The organism is Serratia sp. CY47280 (genome assembly GCF_052168655.1).
GTDB lineage: Bacteria > Pseudomonadota > Gammaproteobacteria > Enterobacterales > Enterobacteriaceae > Serratia > Serratia bockelmannii.
The window spans coordinates 77,794-93,112 of the sequence record NZ_JBJNMG010000005.1; the positions used below are offsets into that span (position 1 = coordinate 77,794).

Consider the following 15,319-nt stretch of genomic DNA (forward strand, 5'->3'; position numbering starts at 1 on the left):
CGATGCTGATGAAACACACCGCCACGGTACGCTGGCAACTCTGGATAGTGGCATTCGGCTTCTTTATGCAGACGCTGGATACCACTATCGTCAACACCGCCCTGCCCTCGATGGCCGCCAGCCTGGGGGAGAACCCGCTGCGCATGCAGTCGGTGATCGTCTCCTATGTGCTGACGGTGGCGGTGACGCTGCCGGCCAGCGGCTGGCTGGCGGACAAGGTCGGCGTACAGCGGGTGTTTTTCAGCGCCATCGTGCTGTTCACCCTCGGCTCCCTCCTCTGCGCCCGCTCGGAAACCCTGAACGAACTGATCGCCTCGCGCGTGCTTCAGGGCGTCGGCGGCGCGATGATGGTGCCGGTCGGCCGTCTGACGGTGATGAAAATCGTGCCGCGCGAGCAGTACATGGCGGCGATGACCTTCGTAACGCTGCCAGGCCAAATCGGCCCGCTGATGGGGCCGGCGCTGGGTGGCTTCCTGGTGCAATACGCCAGCTGGCATTGGATTTTCCTGATCAATATTCCGGTGGGTATCGTGGGCGCCATCGCCACGCTGCTGCTGATGCCCAACTACCAAATGCAGACCCGCCGCTTCGACGTCAGCGGCTTTCTCCTGCTGGCGATCGGCATGGCGTCGCTGACGCTGGCGCTCGACGGCCACAAAGGCATGGGGCTGTCCGGCAGCGCCATCGCCGGCCTGGTGGCGCTAGGCGTGGCGGCGCTGTTGGGGTATGTTTGGCATGCTTACGGCAATAGCCGCGCCCTGTTCTCGCTGCGGCTGCTGCGCACCCCGACTTACAAGATCGGACTGCTGGCCAGCCTGCTGGGGCGCATCGGCAGCGGCATGCTGCCGTTCATGACGCCGCTGTTTCTGCAGGTGGGCATGGGCTTCTCGCCGTTCCACGCCGGGCTGATGATGATCCCGATGATCATCGGCAGCATGGGCATGAAGCGCATCGTGGTGCAGGTGGTCAACCGCTTCGGCTACCGCAACGTGCTGGTGGCCGCCACGCTGCTGCTGGCGCTGGTCAGCCTGAGTTTCCTGCTGGCGGCGATGCTCGGCTGGCTGTGGCTGCTGCCGGTGGTGCTGTTCTTCCAGGGGATGGTCAACTCGCTGCGCTTCTCGGCGATGAACACCCTGACGCTGAAAGATCTGCCGGACCGGCTGGCCAGCAGCGGCAACAGCCTGCTGTCGATGGTCATGCAGCTGTCGATGAGCCTCGGCGTCAGCGTCGCCGGCATCTTGATCGGCAGCTTCGCCCATCACCAGGTGGTGGCCGATAGCCCAGCCATTCACAGCGCATTTATTTACAGCTACTGCTGTATGGCGTTGATTATCGCCCTGCCCGCGCTCGCCTTCGCGCGCGTGCCGGCCGATAGCGCGCCCAACCGCACGCTGACCAAAGAGCCGGGTACCGGCTCAACGAGGTTGCAATGAGGATAGGCATTACCGGGAAGCTGTTCCTGGCCATTTTCGCTACCTGCATGCTGGTGTTGATCACCATGCATTGGGGGGTGCGCGTCAGCTTTGAGCGCGGCTTTATCGATTACATCAAGAGCAGCAACGAGCAGCGCATCAACATGCTGAGCGAAGCGCTGGAGGAACAGTACAGCCATCATGGCAATTGGATATTCCTGCGCAACAACGATCAGGTGGTCTACCAAATCATGCGTTCGTTCGAACAGAACAGCGACAGCAGCCACAATCTGCCGCCCAAGGGCTGGCGCACCCAGTTTTGGGTGGTGGACAGCCAGTTCAATCGGCTGGTCGGGCATTCCGGCCCGTTGCCGAAAGAGGGGCCGCGCCATCCAATCCGCTATAACAACGAGATCGTCGGCTGGGTGCTCACCACCCCGGTCGAGCGCCTGACGCGCAATACGGACATCAACTTCGATCGCCAGCAGCGGCGCACCAGTTGGATTATCGTCGCGCTCTCCACCCTGTTGGCAGCGGCAGTGACCTGGCTGCTGTCGCGCGGCATGCTGGCCCCGGTCAAGCGCCTGGTGGCGGGCACCCACCGCCTGGCGGCGGGCGATTTCACCACCCGCGTGGCGGTCAGCAGCCAGGATGAACTGGGCAGGCTGGCGCACGACTTCAACCAGTTGGCCACCTCGCTGGAAAAAAACGAGCAGATGCGTCGCGCCTTTATGGCCGACGTGTCGCACGAGCTACGCACGCCGCTGGCGGTGCTGCGCGGCGAGCTGGAGGCGCTGCAGGACGGCGTGCGCCAGCCGACGCCGGCGTCGCTCAGCTCGCTGCAGGCTGAGGTATCCACCTTGACCAAACTGGTCGACGACCTGCACCAGCTGTCGCTCTCCGATCTCGGCGCGCTGGCCTATCGCAAGGCGCAGGTGGACTGCGTGCACCTGGTGCAGATCGCCGTCGCCGCCTTCCGCGAACGCTTCCGCGCCAAAGGGCTGGAGATCGTCACCCATCTGCCGGCCCAGGCGCCGCTGTTCGGCGATCCCGATCGCCTGAACCAGCTGTTCAATAACCTGTTGGAAAACAGCCTGCGTTACACCGACGTCGGTGGCCGGCTGGAGATCGGCGCCGAGCTGCAGCCGGGGAGACTGATCCTCTGCTGGCAGGACAGCGCGCCGGGCATCAGCGATCAGCAACTGACGCGCATTTTCGAACGCTTCTATCGGGCGGAAGGTTCACGCAACCGCGCCAGCGGCGGCTCAGGGCTGGGGTTGGCGATCTGCCACAACATCGTGGAAGCGCACGACGGGAAAATCCGCGCCGAGCATTCGCCTTTAGGCGGCGTGCGCATTACAGTAGAATTTGCTACCCCGATAAAAAATAAGGCGCCCTGATGGACATTCAGAATCAACCCGTGCAGATCATGATTGTTGAAGATGAGCCCAAGCTGGGCCAGCTGCTGGTGGATTATCTGCAGGCGGCGGGCTACGCCACCCGCTGGCTGACCAACGGTAATGAAGTGGTGCCGACCGTGCACCAGCATCCGCCGGCGCTGATCTTACTCGACCTGATGTTGCCAGGGGCCGACGGCCTGACGGTGTGCCGCGAGCTGCGCCGCTTCAGCGACGTGCCCATCGTGATGGTGACGGCGAAAATCGAAGAGATTGACCGCCTGTTGGGATTGGAGATCGGCGCCGACGATTACATCTGCAAACCCTACAGCCCGCGTGAAGTGGTGGCGCGAGTGAAAACCATCCTGCGCCGCAGCTATCGGCCGCAGGAGAACGCGCGGGAAGATGACCTGCTGCACATCGATGAACCGCGCTTCCAGGCCAGCTATCAGGGGCAGTTACTGGATCTGACGCCGGCGGAGTTCCGCCTGCTGAAAACGCTGGCCAGCCAGCCAGGCAACGTGTTTTCTCGCGAGCAGCTGCTGAACAACCTGTACGACGACTACCGGGTGGTCACCGACCGCACCATCGACAGCCACATCAAAAACCTGCGCCGCAAGCTGGAACTGATCGACGGGGAAAAATCCTTTATTCGCTCGGTATACGGTGTGGGCTACCGCTGGGAAGCCGAGCCCTGCCGGCTGATGAATGGGGTTTAGAGGGAAATCAGCGCGTCCAGTCTTCAACCGCCAACCCGGGCACCATGGCGAATGCGCGATCGTTGGTCACCAGCGTCGCGCCACGGCTCTGCGCGTGAGCGGCGATCAGTTGATCCATCGCGCCCATGATTTTGCCCTTTCTCACCATGTTTGCCCGCATTTCACCGTAGCAGCGGGCGGCCTCGCGATCCCATGCATAGACCGTCACCGCAGCAAGAAAGGCCTCGACCATGCTTTGCAACGCCTTGTTCCGCCGTTTGGCCACACCGTAAAGCAGTTCCGCCTCCGTGACGCTGGAAATACATACGGCAGAAGGCGGGAGCTTTTGCATGACGTTAAGCACCTGCGGATGCTGCCGAAACAAGTGGCTGACGGTGTTGGTATCAAACATGTACATCGCCTACTCTTCCTCTGAGAATGGATCGCGGTCTGCAACCCCTTGCTGACGATCTTCCGCGCCAAGAAACTCTTGCGGCACCGGCGTTTGGGCGATAATGCTCAGCAGCGGTGCCCAGCTGTCCGGCTTTGCTGGATATTTGGATAAAATCACGTTTCCCTCCCGATCGCGACGGATATACACACGATCCATATCAAATTCAAATTCCACCGGTAACCTCACCGCCTGATTTCTACCGTTTTTAAACAGCTTGGCGATTCTTTCCATCTCGACACTCCACAGCAGGCATAGGCCAAAGCATATGCCTGCAGCGCGTCGATGCCAAGATCTATCGCTCACTTTTCACTCACCTTTACGTAGCGGGCAAACGGTAACGCGCAATGCTGCTCGATGAAACCACGTAATTGTCATTATGCGGCGCACTGCGCAATCACCGCGCCTTTCCTTAGCTTCCCGTGCGGCGCCGGGCTCACCGAATGAAAACTCCGCGCCGGCGCAAAAAAACTGCGCATTTTTTCGACTAAGCTGCAGTGAGGTTTAGCCGCCGATTTTCAAGCGATTGGCTACACTTACATCACGAATCGGAACCTACAGGAGAAGAACCATGGCAATCGGTCATTACGAGCTGAAAAAAGCAAAGAACGGACAGTACCACTTCAACCTGAAAGCCAGTAACGGCGAAATTATTCTGGCCAGCGAGATGTATGCCAGCAAAGCCTCGGCGGAGAACGGCATCGCCTCGGTGCAGACCAATTCACCGCACGAAGCGCAGTACGAACTGAAGCACAGCGCCAGCAATCAGCCCTATTTTGTGCTGAAGGCCAAGAACCATCAGGTGATCGGCGTCAGCGAAATGTACAGCTCCGAAAGCGCGGCCAAAAACGGTATCCAGTCGGTGACGAAAAACGGCCCGACCACCGATATCCGCGATTTGAGCGCCTGATCCCCCGTTTCGCCCGCGCGGTGGCCGCCACCGCGCGTTTTCCGTTTGACCGGGATCAATCTCCCTTGAATAAATCCGGTTAACTGCTGATTTCTTGCCGCGCTGCGGCTACAATCCCCCGCTTTTACTGCGCCATCAGGTGGCGTGGTGCTGACCTGAAATCAGACCGAGACACACTATGTTTACACCGGAACTTCTCTCCCCGGCCGGAACGCTGAAAAACATGCGTTACGCCTTTGCCTACGGCGCCGATGCGGTTTACGCCGGCCAGCCGCGCTACAGCCTGCGGGTACGCAACAACGAGTTCAACCACGAGAATCTGGCGCAGGGTATCAACGAAGCGCATGCGCTGGGCAAAAAATTCTACGTGGTGGTGAACATCGCCCCGCACAACGCCAAGCTGAAAACCTTCTTGCGCGATCTGAAGCCGGTTATCGATATGGGCCCGGATGCGCTGATCATGTCCGATCCTGGCCTTATCATGATGGTGCGCGAAGCCTTCCCGCAGATGGACATCCACCTGTCGGTGCAGGCCAATGCCGTTAACTGGGCGACGGTGAAGTTCTGGAAGCAAATGGGCCTGACCCGCGTGATCCTGTCGCGCGAACTGTCGCTGGAAGAGATTGCCGAGATCCGCGCCGAAGTGCCGGACATGGAGCTGGAGATCTTCGTCCACGGCGCGCTGTGCATGGCCTACTCCGGCCGCTGCCTGCTGTCCGGCTACATCAACAAACGCGATCCCAATCAGGGTACCTGCACCAATGCCTGCCGCTGGCAGTACAAAGCGGAGGAAGGCAAAGAGGACGACACCGGCAATATCGTGCACCTGCACGAACCGATCCCGGTGCAGACCGTCGAGCCGACGCTGGGCATCGGCGCGCCGACCGACAAGGTGTTCATGCTGTCTGAAGCGCAAAAGCCAGGTGAATATATGAGCGCCTTCGAAGACGAACACGGCACCTATATCATGAACTCCAAGGATCTGCGCGCCATCCAGCACGTGGAGCGTCTGACGCAGCTCGGCGTGCATTCGCTGAAGATCGAAGGGCGCACCAAGTCCTTCTACTACTGCGCCCGCACCGCCCAGGTCTACCGCCGCGCCATCGACGACGCCGTTGCCGGCAAACCGTTCGATCCGACCCTGCTCACCACGCTGGAAGGCCTGGCGCACCGCGGCTATACCGAAGGCTTCCTGCGCCGCCACGTGCACGAAGCGCAGCAGAATTACGAATACGGCTCTTCGCTCTCCGAGCGCCAGCAGTTCGTCGGCGAGTTCACCGGCGTGCGCCGCGAAGGCTGGGCGGAAGTCGACGTGAAGAATAAATTCTCACTCGGCGACAGCGTCGAGATGATGACGCCAGGCGGCAACGTGCTGTTCACCCTCGAAAGCATGCAAAATAAGAAAGGCGAGCCGATTGAGGTCGCGCCGGGCAACGGCCATATCGTTTATTTGCCGATCCCGCAGGATATTGATCTCAATTATGCATTGCTGATCCGCAATTTGGCGGAAGAAAATAGCGCCGGAGCCTAACAATCAATCGTCGCCATTCGGCGGCGATTTTTAGCAAATATTAGAATTGGATCACATCAATGTGCCCGCAGCTTGGTTACTATCACGCTGCTTAAAACGAACAACGAAAATATTTGCATAGCAATACTAGGAACCACCTCCTTAGCCGGCCCAATCTCCCTTGGGCTGGCTTTTTCTTTATGGGTCCGCCATTGCCGCCGGTGCGCCTATTTTTCATTACGTTTTCCCGTTATCCATTTTAATAAAAATAATAACGCCACATCGATATATAAATAACGCTATAGCGATTAATCCTGCCGCCATTAAAATTCCGCTTATTGTCAGGTTAAATTCAGATAAATTCGCATCGTCTTCATATTCACGGCACAATAGGAAATAACCGGAATTAGCTGAATATTCTGATGGCTTGGCGGCGTAGGCTGGTTTATCTTGAGGCATTCTTGGTTTTCCGCCGGAGGAGATCGGTAATGCCTCAACACTCACATGCAGCCGCCCTGCTTATTCTCAACGGCAAGGGCGCCGGCAACGAAGAACTGCGTCAGGCGGTCACACGGCTGCGCGAAGAGCAAATCACGCTGTACGTGCGCGTGACCTGGGAGCACGGCGACGCCGCGCGCTACGTCGCGGAAGCTGCACAACTCGGCGTCGGCACCGTCGTCGCCGGCGGCGGTGACGGCACCATCAACGAAGTGGCCGCCGCGCTGGTGCAGCTGCCGGCGCATAACCGGCCGGCGCTGGGCATTCTGCCGCTCGGCACCGCCAACGACTTCGCCATGGCGTGCAATATCCCCCCATCCCCCGAACTGGCGCTGCAGCTGGCGATCAAGGGCCGCTCGGTACCGATCGATCTGGCGAAGGTCAACGGCGAGCGCTACTTCATCAACATGGCCACCGGCGGCTTCGGCACCCGCATCACCACCGAGACACCGGAGAAGCTGAAGGCAGCCTTGGGCGGCGTGTCCTACTTCGTGCACGGCTTGCTGCGCATGGATACGCTGCAGGCCGATCGCTGTGAAATCCGCGGGCCGGACTTCCGCTGGGCCGGCGAAGCATTGGTGATCGGCATCGGCAACGGCAAGCAGGCCGGCGGCGGCCAGGAACTGTGCCCCAGCGCGCTGATCAACGACGGCCTGCTGCAGCTGCGCCTGCTGATCGCCGATGAACTGCTGCCGGCGCTGGTCGCCGCCCTGTTCAACGACGAAGAGAGCAACAGCATCCTCAGCGCGGCGCTGCCGTGGCTCGAGATCGACGCGCCGCATGAGATGACCTTCAACCTCGACGGCGAACCGCTCAAAGGCCGCCATTTCCGCATCGAAGTGTTGCCGCAGGCCATCGAATGCCGCCTGCCGCCTAACTGCGCCCTGCTGGGCTGACCTTGTCGGGCGCAGCCGCTGCGCCCCACTTCTTCCCCTCCGTTCATCCGCTTCCACTCGCGATCAAATGTGATCCTCTCCGGCAAATTCATCAATTCATACTTGTATGGTAGTTAGTTCATGACGTATTTTCGCGCTATCTCTCCGCAGCTACAGGATGTGAAGGTTATGAAAATCGTCAACGCCGAGGTGTTCGTCACCTGCCCGGGGCGCAACTTTGTCACGCTGAAAATCACCACCGATGACGGCATCATCGGCCTCGGTGACGCCACGCTGAACGGGCGCGAATTGCCGGTGGCCTCTTACCTGAAAGATCACCTCTGCCCGCAGTTGATCGGCCGCGACGCGCAGCGGATCGAAGACCTCTGGCAATTCTTCTACAAAGGCGCTTACTGGCGGCGCGGCCCGGTGACCATGTCCGCCATTTCCGCCGTCGACATGGCGCTGTGGGACATCAAGGCCAAGGCCGCCAACATGCCGCTGTATCAGCTGTTGGGCGGCGCCTCACGTTCGGGAGTGATGGTGTATTGCCATACCACCGGCCACTCGATCGACGAGGTGCTCGACGACTACGCCAAACATAAAGAACAAGGCTTCAAGGCGATCCGCGTGCAATGCGGCGTGCCCGGCATGAAAACCACCTACGGCATGGCCAAGGGCAAAGGCCAGGCCTATGAGCCGGCCACCAAGGGTGACTGGCCGGAAGAGCAGCTGTGGTCGACGGAAAAATACCTCGATTTCACCCCCAAACTGTTCGACGCGGTGCGCAACAGGTTCGGCTTCAACGAGCACCTGCTGCACGACATGCACCACCGCCTGACGCCAATTGAAGCGGCGCGCTTTGGTAAAAGCGCCGAGCCGTATCGCCTGTTCTGGATGGAGGATCCGACGCCGGCGGAAAATCAGGCCTGTTTCCGCCTGATCCGCCAGCATACCGTCACGCCGATCGCCGTCGGCGAGGTGTTCAACAGCATCTGGGACTGCAAACAGCTGATCGAAGAACAGCTGATCGACTACATCCGCACCACCCTGACGCACGCGGGCGGCATTACCGGCATGCGGCGCATCGCCGACTTCGCCTCGCTGTATCAGGTGCGCACCGGTTCTCACGGCCCTTCCGATCTGTCGCCGATCTGCATGGCGGCGGCGCTGCACTTCGATCTGTGGGTGCCAAACTTCGGCGTGCAGGAATACATGGGCTATTCCGAGCAAATGCTCGAGGTGTTCCCGCACAGCTGGACGTTCGACGACGGCTATATGCATCCGGGCGACAAGCCGGGCATCGGCATCGAGTTCGATGAGAAGCTGGCGGCCCGTTACCCCTATGAACCGGCCTACCTGCCGGTCGCGCGTCTGGAGGATGGCACCTTATGGAACTGGTAAACACCATGCGCAGCGTCGTGATCGAACAGCCCGGGCGCCTGGCGCTGCAGACGCGCGCGCTGCCACAGCCGGCGGCCGGCGAGGTGCGGGTCAAGGTGAAATTCGCCGGCATCTGCGGCTCCGACGTCCATATCTATCACGGCCATAACCCGTTCGCCCGCTACCCGCGGGTGATCGGCCACGAGTTCTTCGGCCTGATCGATGCGCTGGGCGAAGGCGTCGATCCGGCGCGCCTCGGCGAACGCGTCTCGGTAGACCCGGTGGTGAGCTGCGGCCACTGCTATCCCTGTTCGGTCGGCCGCCCCAACGTCTGCACCTCGCTGCAGGTGATCGGCGTGCACCGCGACGGCGGCTTCAGCGACTACGCCTGCGTGCCGGCACGCAACGCCTATCCGGTTCCGGCCGCCATCAGCGATCGCCACGCCGCGATGATCGAACCCTTCACTATCGCCGCCAACATTACCGCCCATCTGCAACCACGCCCCGACGACATCGCGCTGATCTACGGCGCCGGGCCGATGGGGCTCACGGTGATCCAGACGCTGAAAGGCGTGTACGGCGTCAAGCAGGTGTGGGTCGTCGATCGCATCGCCGAACGGCTGGACATGGCACGCGCCAACGGTGCCGACGAAGTATTCAACAACGCCGAGGCCGCATTGCCGCAGGCGCTGCAGCAGCGCGGCATTCAGCCGACGCTGATCGTCGATGCCGCCTGCCACCCCGCCATTTTGCCGGAGGCGATCGCGCTGGCTTCGCCGGCGGCACGCATCGGCATCATGGGCTTTTCCGGCGATGCCTGCACCCTGACCCAGCAGAGCATCACCAGCAAGGAGCTGTCGATCTTCTCCTCGCGCCTGAACAGCGCGCGCTTCCCACAGGTGATCGCCTGGATGGCGGACGGCAAGCTAGACCCGCAGCGGCTACTCACCCACTGCGTGCCCGCCGGCGACGTCGAACGGGCAATGCAGATGTTCGAGCGGGATCAGCGCACCTGCTGCAAGGTACTGCTGCAGTTCGAGTAACGTCACGGCAGCATCGGGGCATGGGGCGGCACCCGCCGCCCGTGCAAACAACGAAGCATCACGATTAAAACGACACCCAGTGGAGTGCTTTATGTTTAAAAACCTGCGTTGGACCATCGTGTTCCTGCTGTTCATGGTCTACATGATCAACTACCTCGATCGCGTGGCGCTGTCGATCACCGTGCCGATGATCGAACAGGATCTGATGCTGAACGCCGAACAGTTCGGCCTGATCTTCGGCAGCTTCTTCTTCGGCTACGCCATCTTCAACTTCGTCGGCGGGCTGGCGGTCGACCGCTTCGGCCCGACGCTGGTGCTGGGCGTGGCGGTCGGCCTGTGGTCCATCTTCTGCGGCATGACGGCGATCGCCACCGGCTTTTACTCAATGCTGATCCTGCGCGTCCTGTTCGGCATGGCCGAAGGGCCGATCTGCGCCTCGGCCAACAAGATGATCAACGGCTGGTTCCCGAAGAAACAGGCGGCGACCGCTATGGGCCTGCTCAGCGCCGGTTCACCGTTGGGCGGCGCGGTGGCCGGGCCGATCGTCGGCTATCTGGCGCTGGCGTTCGGCTGGCGGCCGGCGTTTATGATCATCTGCGCCATCGGCATCGTCTGGATGCTGGTGTGGTTCTTCGTGGTGGCGGATAACCCGGCGAAAAGCCAACGCGTCAGCAACGAAGAACGGGCGCTGATCGCACAGTTGAAACAGGAAAATCTCGGCGAGGAAAGCGCGCTGAGCGACGCCGCTCACGGGCTGGGTTACTACCTGAAGCAGCCGATCATTCTGGTCACCGCCTTCGCCTTCTTCTGCTACAACTACATCCTGTTCTTCTTCCTGAGCTGGTTCCCCTCGTATCTGGTGCAGGCGCACAACCTGAACATCAAAGAGATGAGCCTGACCACGATGATCCCGTGGATCGTCGGCTTCGTCGGGCTGGCGCTCGGGGGCTATATTTCCGACAAGATCTTCAACATCACCGGCAAATTGCTGCTGTCGCGCAAGATCGTGCTGGTCACCAGCCTGCTGGCGGCGGCGGTGTGCGTGGCGTTGGCGGGCACCGTCAGCAGCGTGGTGCCGGCGGTGATGCTGATGTCGGTGTCGATCTTCTTCCTCTACATTACCGGCGCTCTCTACTGGGCGATTATCCAGGACGTGGTGCATAAATCCCGGGTCGGCGGCGCCAGCGGGTTCATTCATTTGATCGGCAGCGTCTCCGGCATCATCGGGCCGATCGTCACCGGCTACATCGTGCAGAACACCGGCAAATTCGACAGCGCCTTTATGCTGGCGGGCGGCGTCGCCGCGCTGGGCGCGCTGCTGGTGCTACTGGTGATCAAGGCGCCGCGCGCAACGGCGGGCGTGCAAATCTTAAAACCCTAACGCCAGACGGGGCGGCTTCGCCCCTTTGCTTACCTCTCCAGGGACATTGAACATGAGACTTTCCGACCACAGCGCGCTGCCGGCCGCCGTTATCCGGCCCGGCTACGCACGTGAGCGCGTGAAACCGCGCATGGCGCATATAGGCTTCGGCGCGTTTCACCGCGCGCACCAGGCGATGTACGCCGACAGGCTGGCCAGCGAGTACGGCAGTGACTGGGGCTACTGCGAAATCAGCATGCAGCACGGCCAGCAAAAGATCGCCGACCTACGGCAACAGGACCTGCTGTTCTCGGTGGCGGAGATGGACGACGACGGCTGGCGGGGCCGGGTCATCGGCGTGGTTCGCCAGGCGCTGCACTTGCAAACCGACGGGCTGGCGGCGGTGCTGGCGGCCCTGACACAGCCTGAGATCGCCATCGTCTCGCTGACCATCAGCGAAAAGGGCTATTGCTACCACCCCGCCAGCGGTCGGCTGATGGAGGAACACCCGGCGATCGCGCACGATATCGCTCACCCGGCACAGCCGCAGTCGGCGCCGGGGCTGCTGCTGGCGGCGCTGCGCCTGCGCCGTGAACTCGGGCTGCTGCCGTTCGCCGTGATGTCCTGCGATAACATGCCGGCTAACGGCCGGGTCACGCGCCAGGTGCTGGTCGAACTGGCGCAGCGGCAGGATCCGGCGTTGGCCGACTGGGTGCGTCAAGAGGTCGCCTTCCCTTCCACCATGGTGGATCGCATCGTGCCGGCGGTAACGCCGGAGGCCCGCCGGCAGTTGCGCACCTGGCTGGGCGGCGTCGAGGATGACGTCGGCGTGGCCTGCGAGCCGTTCAGCCAGTGGGTCATTGAGGACCGATTTCCTCAGGGGCGCCCGGCCTGGGAAAAGGCCGGCGCCGAACTGGTGAGCGACGTGCTGCCGTACGAGGAGATGAAGCTGCGCATGCTGAACGGCAGCCATTCCTTCCTCGCCTACCTCGGCTACCTGGCCGGTTATCAGCACGTCGGCGACTGTATGCAGGATGCGGATTTTGTCCGCGCCGCCCGTCACCTGATGCTGGCGGAACAGGCGCCGACCCTGCAGGTGCCGAACGTCGATTTGGCGCAGTATGCCGACTCGCTGCTGCAGCGTTACCGCAACCGCGCGCTGAAACACCGCACCGCGCAGATCGCCATGGACGGCACGCAGAAGCTGCCGCAGCGGCTGCTGGACGCGATCCGCTGGCATCTGGCGCGCGGCAGCCGCTTCGACTGCCTGGCGCTGGGCGTCGCCGGCTGGATGCGCTACGTCGGCGGCCGCGATGAACAAGGCGAGCCGATCGCCATCAGCGACCCGCTGCGCGAGCGCCTCGCCGCGTTGGTCGCCGGCAGCGAGGAAGGCCGGCCCCGCGTCCTGGCGCTGCTGCAGCTCGACAGCGTCTTCGGCCACGATCTGCCCGATTCGCCTGACTTCGTCCGCGCCGTCAGCCACGCTTATCATCAACTGCTGAGCCAGGGGGCCAAAGCCGCCGTCGCCGCTCTGCCGCTTACCGACCGGGAGGTTTCCGATGACCGTCACCACGCATAACGCCGTCAATACCGGCAATCAACCGCTGCTGCGGCGCGTCGCCAGCGCTTCGGCCATCGGCACCGCCGCCGAATATTATGATTTCTTCGCTTACGGCACCGCCGCGGTGCTGTTCTTCGGCCAGCTGTTTTTCCCCAGCGCCGATCCGCTGATCAGCACGCTGGCGGCCTTCGCCACCTACGCGGTCGGTTTCCTGGCGCGCCCGCTGGGCGGCATCGTGTTCGGCCATATCGGCGACAAGGTCGGCCGCAAGAAGGCGCTGGTGATCACCATCCTGATCGTCGGCCTCGGCACCTTCTGCATCGGCCTGCTGCCCACCTATGAGCAGATCGGCATCTGGGCGCCGCTCGCGCTGATCTTTATCCGCGTGCTGCAGGGCTTCGGCGTCGGCGGCGAACAGGCAGGCGCGGTGCTGATGACCGCCGAATATGCGCCGCCGCCCCGGCGTGGCTTCTACGCCAGTTGGGTGCAGATCGGCGCGCCCGCCGGTTTCCTGCTGCCGTCCGGGCTGTTCGCGCTGCTGACCGCCGTGCTGTCGCCGGCGCAGATGCTGGACTGGGGCTGGCGCATTCCGTTCCTGCTCAGCCTGCTGCTGGTGCTGGTCGGGCTGTTTATTCGCCTGAGGATCGACGAATCGCCGGTGTTTACCCAGATCCGCGCCACCAAAGCGGTGGAGAGCCGGCCGGTGGTGGAAGTGGCCCGCCGCTATCCCGGCCTTATCGGCAAAGGGGTATGTGCCAAGCTGATCGAAGCCTGCGCCTTCGCCATGTTCACGGTGATCGTACTGGCCTACGGCAAAGCCAACCACCTCAACGAGACCATTCTGCTGGAGGCGATGATCGTGGCGGTGCTGCTGGAGATTTTCGCCATTCCGCTGATGGGCCGCCTCTCCGATCGGCTGGGGCGCAAACCGGTTTACATCGCCGGCGCGCTGCTGCAGGTGGTGTGCATCGTGCCGTTCTTTATGGCGATCAACCTCGATAGCTTCTGGGTGACGCAGATCGCCATGATCGTGGTGCTGACCTTCGGCCACAGCATGTGCTACGCGCCGCAGGCCTCTTACTTCCCGGAGCTGTTCCCCACCCGCGTGCGCTGCAGCGGCATCGCGCTGATCTGGCAGATCGGCTCGCTGATCGGCAGCGGCATTCTCGGGCTGTTGGCGGTGAAGATCCTGCAGGTGACCGGCGGCCACTACTACGGGCTGGCGGGGTACATGATGGTGCTGGGCGTGGTGTCGGCCATCGGCCTGAGCCTGATGCCGGAAACTGCGCCAGCGCGGCGCAAGCAGGAATATCAGGATTGGCATCACTGAGTTACCCTGCTCGGCGGGTGGATTTATCCCCCCGCCCTTAACCAATAATCTGCTAGTATGGTGGCATTCGAATTCCAGCCAGATGCCTGATTGTCGCCATGTCTGAAACGTACAGTCTCACCAACAACGTCCCGGTCAACCAACAGATCTATCGCTTCCTGCGCAAGGATATCGTCGACTGCACCATTCCCCCCGGCACCCTGCTGTCCGAGAAAGAGATTTCTACCCGCTTTTGCGTTTCGCGCCAGCCGGTGCGCGAAGCCTTCATCAAGCTGGCGGAGGCCGGCCTGGTGCAGATCCTGCCGCAGCGCGGCACCTTCGTGATGAAGATTTCCGCCAAGCGCGTGGCCGACGGGCGCTTTATCCGTCAGGCGGTGGAATGCGCCATCGTGCGCCGCGCGGCCGAGCGCGCCACCCCGGCGCAGCTGATGACGCTGGAGCATAATCTGCACCGCCAGGCGCTGGCCGCGCAGAACGGGCAAACGCGCGAGTTTTTGGCGCTGGACGACGAATTCCACCAACTGCTGACCCAGTTTGCCGACTGCCCGCTGGCGTGGGAGACCATCGAAACCATCAAGGCCACTATGGATCGAGTGCGTTTCCTCAGCCTAAGCGAAGTCTCGCCGCCGGAGAGCCTGATCAAGCAGCACTACCGCATCTACGAGGCGCTGAAAGCGCGCGATGCCGAGGCGGCGGAGCGCGCCATCCACGATCACCTGCAGGAGATGATCTACTCCATCACCCCGATCGCCCTGCAGAACACCGAGTGGTTCGAGATCGAATAATCAATCGCTTAGCGCGCCGGGGGCGATCGCCCCCGCGTATTTGGCCACGCCAATGGCATTTCCTCTCAATCGCATCTATTGTTTGTCCTTGCCGGATCAAGTTCGG

General features: G+C 61.9%; 15 protein-coding genes. 12 read left to right on the forward strand and 3 right to left on the reverse strand.

Features of this window, described 5'->3' with window-relative positions; genetic code table 11:
* Positions 1-2: 2 nt before the first annotated feature.
* Genes ACJ8J4_RS18800 through baeR form a run of 3 tightly spaced genes read left to right on the forward strand, consistent with a single transcriptional unit; the run spans position 3 to position 3,528 of the window.
* Positions 3-1,433 (forward strand): MFS transporter, encoded by a 1,431-nt coding sequence (locus tag ACJ8J4_RS18800; protein ID WP_049204855.1) that lies wholly within the window; start codon positions 3-5, stop codon positions 1,431-1,433.
* Entirely contained in the window at positions 1,430-2,812 is a 1,383-nt protein-coding gene (gene baeS, locus ACJ8J4_RS18805; RefSeq protein ID WP_049204856.1) for a two-component system sensor histidine kinase BaeS, read from the forward strand. The genes ACJ8J4_RS18800 and baeS overlap by 4 nt, the downstream gene beginning before the upstream one ends.
* Positions 2,812-3,528: a two-component system response regulator BaeR gene (gene baeR, locus ACJ8J4_RS18810; RefSeq protein ID WP_004941568.1), complete on the forward strand. Its 717-nt coding sequence runs from the start codon at positions 2,812-2,814 to the stop codon at positions 3,526-3,528. Before baeS ends, baeR begins: the two co-directional genes overlap by 1 nt.
* A 7-nt stretch (positions 3,529-3,535) precedes the next feature.
* Here the strand turns inward: baeR and ACJ8J4_RS18815 are convergent, their stop codons facing one another.
* Both ACJ8J4_RS18815 and ACJ8J4_RS18820 read right to left on the reverse strand, forming a co-directional pair.
* Positions 3,536-3,925, reverse strand: coding sequence for a type II toxin-antitoxin system VapC family toxin (locus ACJ8J4_RS18815; RefSeq protein WP_264383682.1), 390 nt, complete (start codon positions 3,923-3,925; stop codon positions 3,536-3,538).
* Positions 3,926-3,928: 3 nt separating this feature from the next.
* On the reverse strand, positions 3,929-4,192 hold the full coding sequence (locus ACJ8J4_RS18820) for an antitoxin (protein WP_262237513.1): 264 nt from the start codon (positions 4,190-4,192) through the stop codon (positions 3,929-3,931).
* 337 nt (positions 4,193-4,529) lie between these two features.
* Here ACJ8J4_RS18820 and ACJ8J4_RS18825 point away from each other — a divergent pair, with 337 nt between their 5' ends.
* Together ACJ8J4_RS18825 and trhP are read left to right on the forward strand one after the other, a co-directional pair.
* Positions 4,530-4,868 (forward strand): YegP family protein, encoded by a 339-nt coding sequence (locus ACJ8J4_RS18825; protein WP_016926703.1) that lies wholly within the window; start codon positions 4,530-4,532, stop codon positions 4,866-4,868.
* A 178-nt stretch (positions 4,869-5,046) separates the two neighbouring features.
* Positions 5,047-6,399 carry a prephenate-dependent tRNA uridine(34) hydroxylase TrhP gene (gene trhP, locus ACJ8J4_RS18830; protein WP_025303865.1) on the forward strand — a complete coding sequence of 451 codons (1,353 nt, stop codon included), beginning with the start codon at positions 5,047-5,049 and terminating at the stop codon, positions 6,397-6,399.
* 216 nt (positions 6,400-6,615) lie between these two features.
* On the opposite strand, the gene ACJ8J4_RS18835 is transcribed toward trhP, so the two are convergent.
* The gene (locus tag ACJ8J4_RS18835) at positions 6,616-6,837 is read right to left on the reverse strand and encodes a hypothetical protein (protein WP_141998673.1); all 222 of its coding nucleotides are present in this window, start codon (positions 6,835-6,837) and stop codon (positions 6,616-6,618) included.
* 29 nt (positions 6,838-6,866) lie between these two features.
* Between ACJ8J4_RS18835 and yegS the strand changes: the two genes are divergently transcribed.
* The 7 genes from yegS to ACJ8J4_RS18870 all read left to right on the forward strand — a co-directional run bounded on the left by yegS (position 6,867) and on the right by ACJ8J4_RS18870 (position 15,213).
* Positions 6,867-7,772, forward strand: a complete 906-nt coding sequence (gene yegS, locus ACJ8J4_RS18840) for a lipid kinase YegS (protein WP_043137977.1) — start codon at positions 6,867-6,869, stop codon at positions 7,770-7,772.
* A gap of 168 nt (positions 7,773-7,940) precedes the next feature.
* Positions 7,941-9,155, forward strand: coding sequence for a D-mannonate dehydratase ManD (gene manD / locus ACJ8J4_RS18845; RefSeq protein WP_025303867.1), 1,215 nt, complete (start codon positions 7,941-7,943; stop codon positions 9,153-9,155).
* 5 nt (positions 9,156-9,160) lie between these two features.
* Positions 9,161-10,177 carry a Zn-dependent oxidoreductase gene (locus ACJ8J4_RS18850; RefSeq protein ID WP_161800876.1) on the forward strand — a complete coding sequence of 339 codons (1,017 nt, stop codon included), beginning with the start codon at positions 9,161-9,163 and terminating at the stop codon, positions 10,175-10,177.
* A 91-nt stretch (positions 10,178-10,268) separates the two neighbouring features.
* The gene (locus ACJ8J4_RS18855; RefSeq protein WP_025303869.1) at positions 10,269-11,558 is read left to right on the forward strand and encodes an MFS transporter; all 1,290 of its coding nucleotides are present in this window, start codon (positions 10,269-10,271) and stop codon (positions 11,556-11,558) included.
* Positions 11,559-11,610: 52 nt separating this feature from the next.
* The gene (locus ACJ8J4_RS18860) at positions 11,611-13,116 is read left to right on the forward strand and encodes a mannitol dehydrogenase family protein (RefSeq protein ID WP_264383683.1); all 1,506 of its coding nucleotides are present in this window, start codon (positions 11,611-11,613) and stop codon (positions 13,114-13,116) included.
* The gene (locus ACJ8J4_RS18865) at positions 13,097-14,428 is read left to right on the forward strand and encodes an MFS transporter (protein WP_049204863.1); all 1,332 of its coding nucleotides are present in this window, start codon (positions 13,097-13,099) and stop codon (positions 14,426-14,428) included. Before ACJ8J4_RS18860 ends, ACJ8J4_RS18865 begins: the two co-directional genes overlap by 20 nt.
* Positions 14,429-14,526: 98 nt before the next feature.
* Positions 14,527-15,213 (forward strand): GntR family transcriptional regulator, encoded by a 687-nt coding sequence (locus tag ACJ8J4_RS18870; RefSeq protein ID WP_025303872.1) that lies wholly within the window; start codon positions 14,527-14,529, stop codon positions 15,211-15,213.
* Positions 15,214-15,319 lie beyond the last annotated feature (106 nt).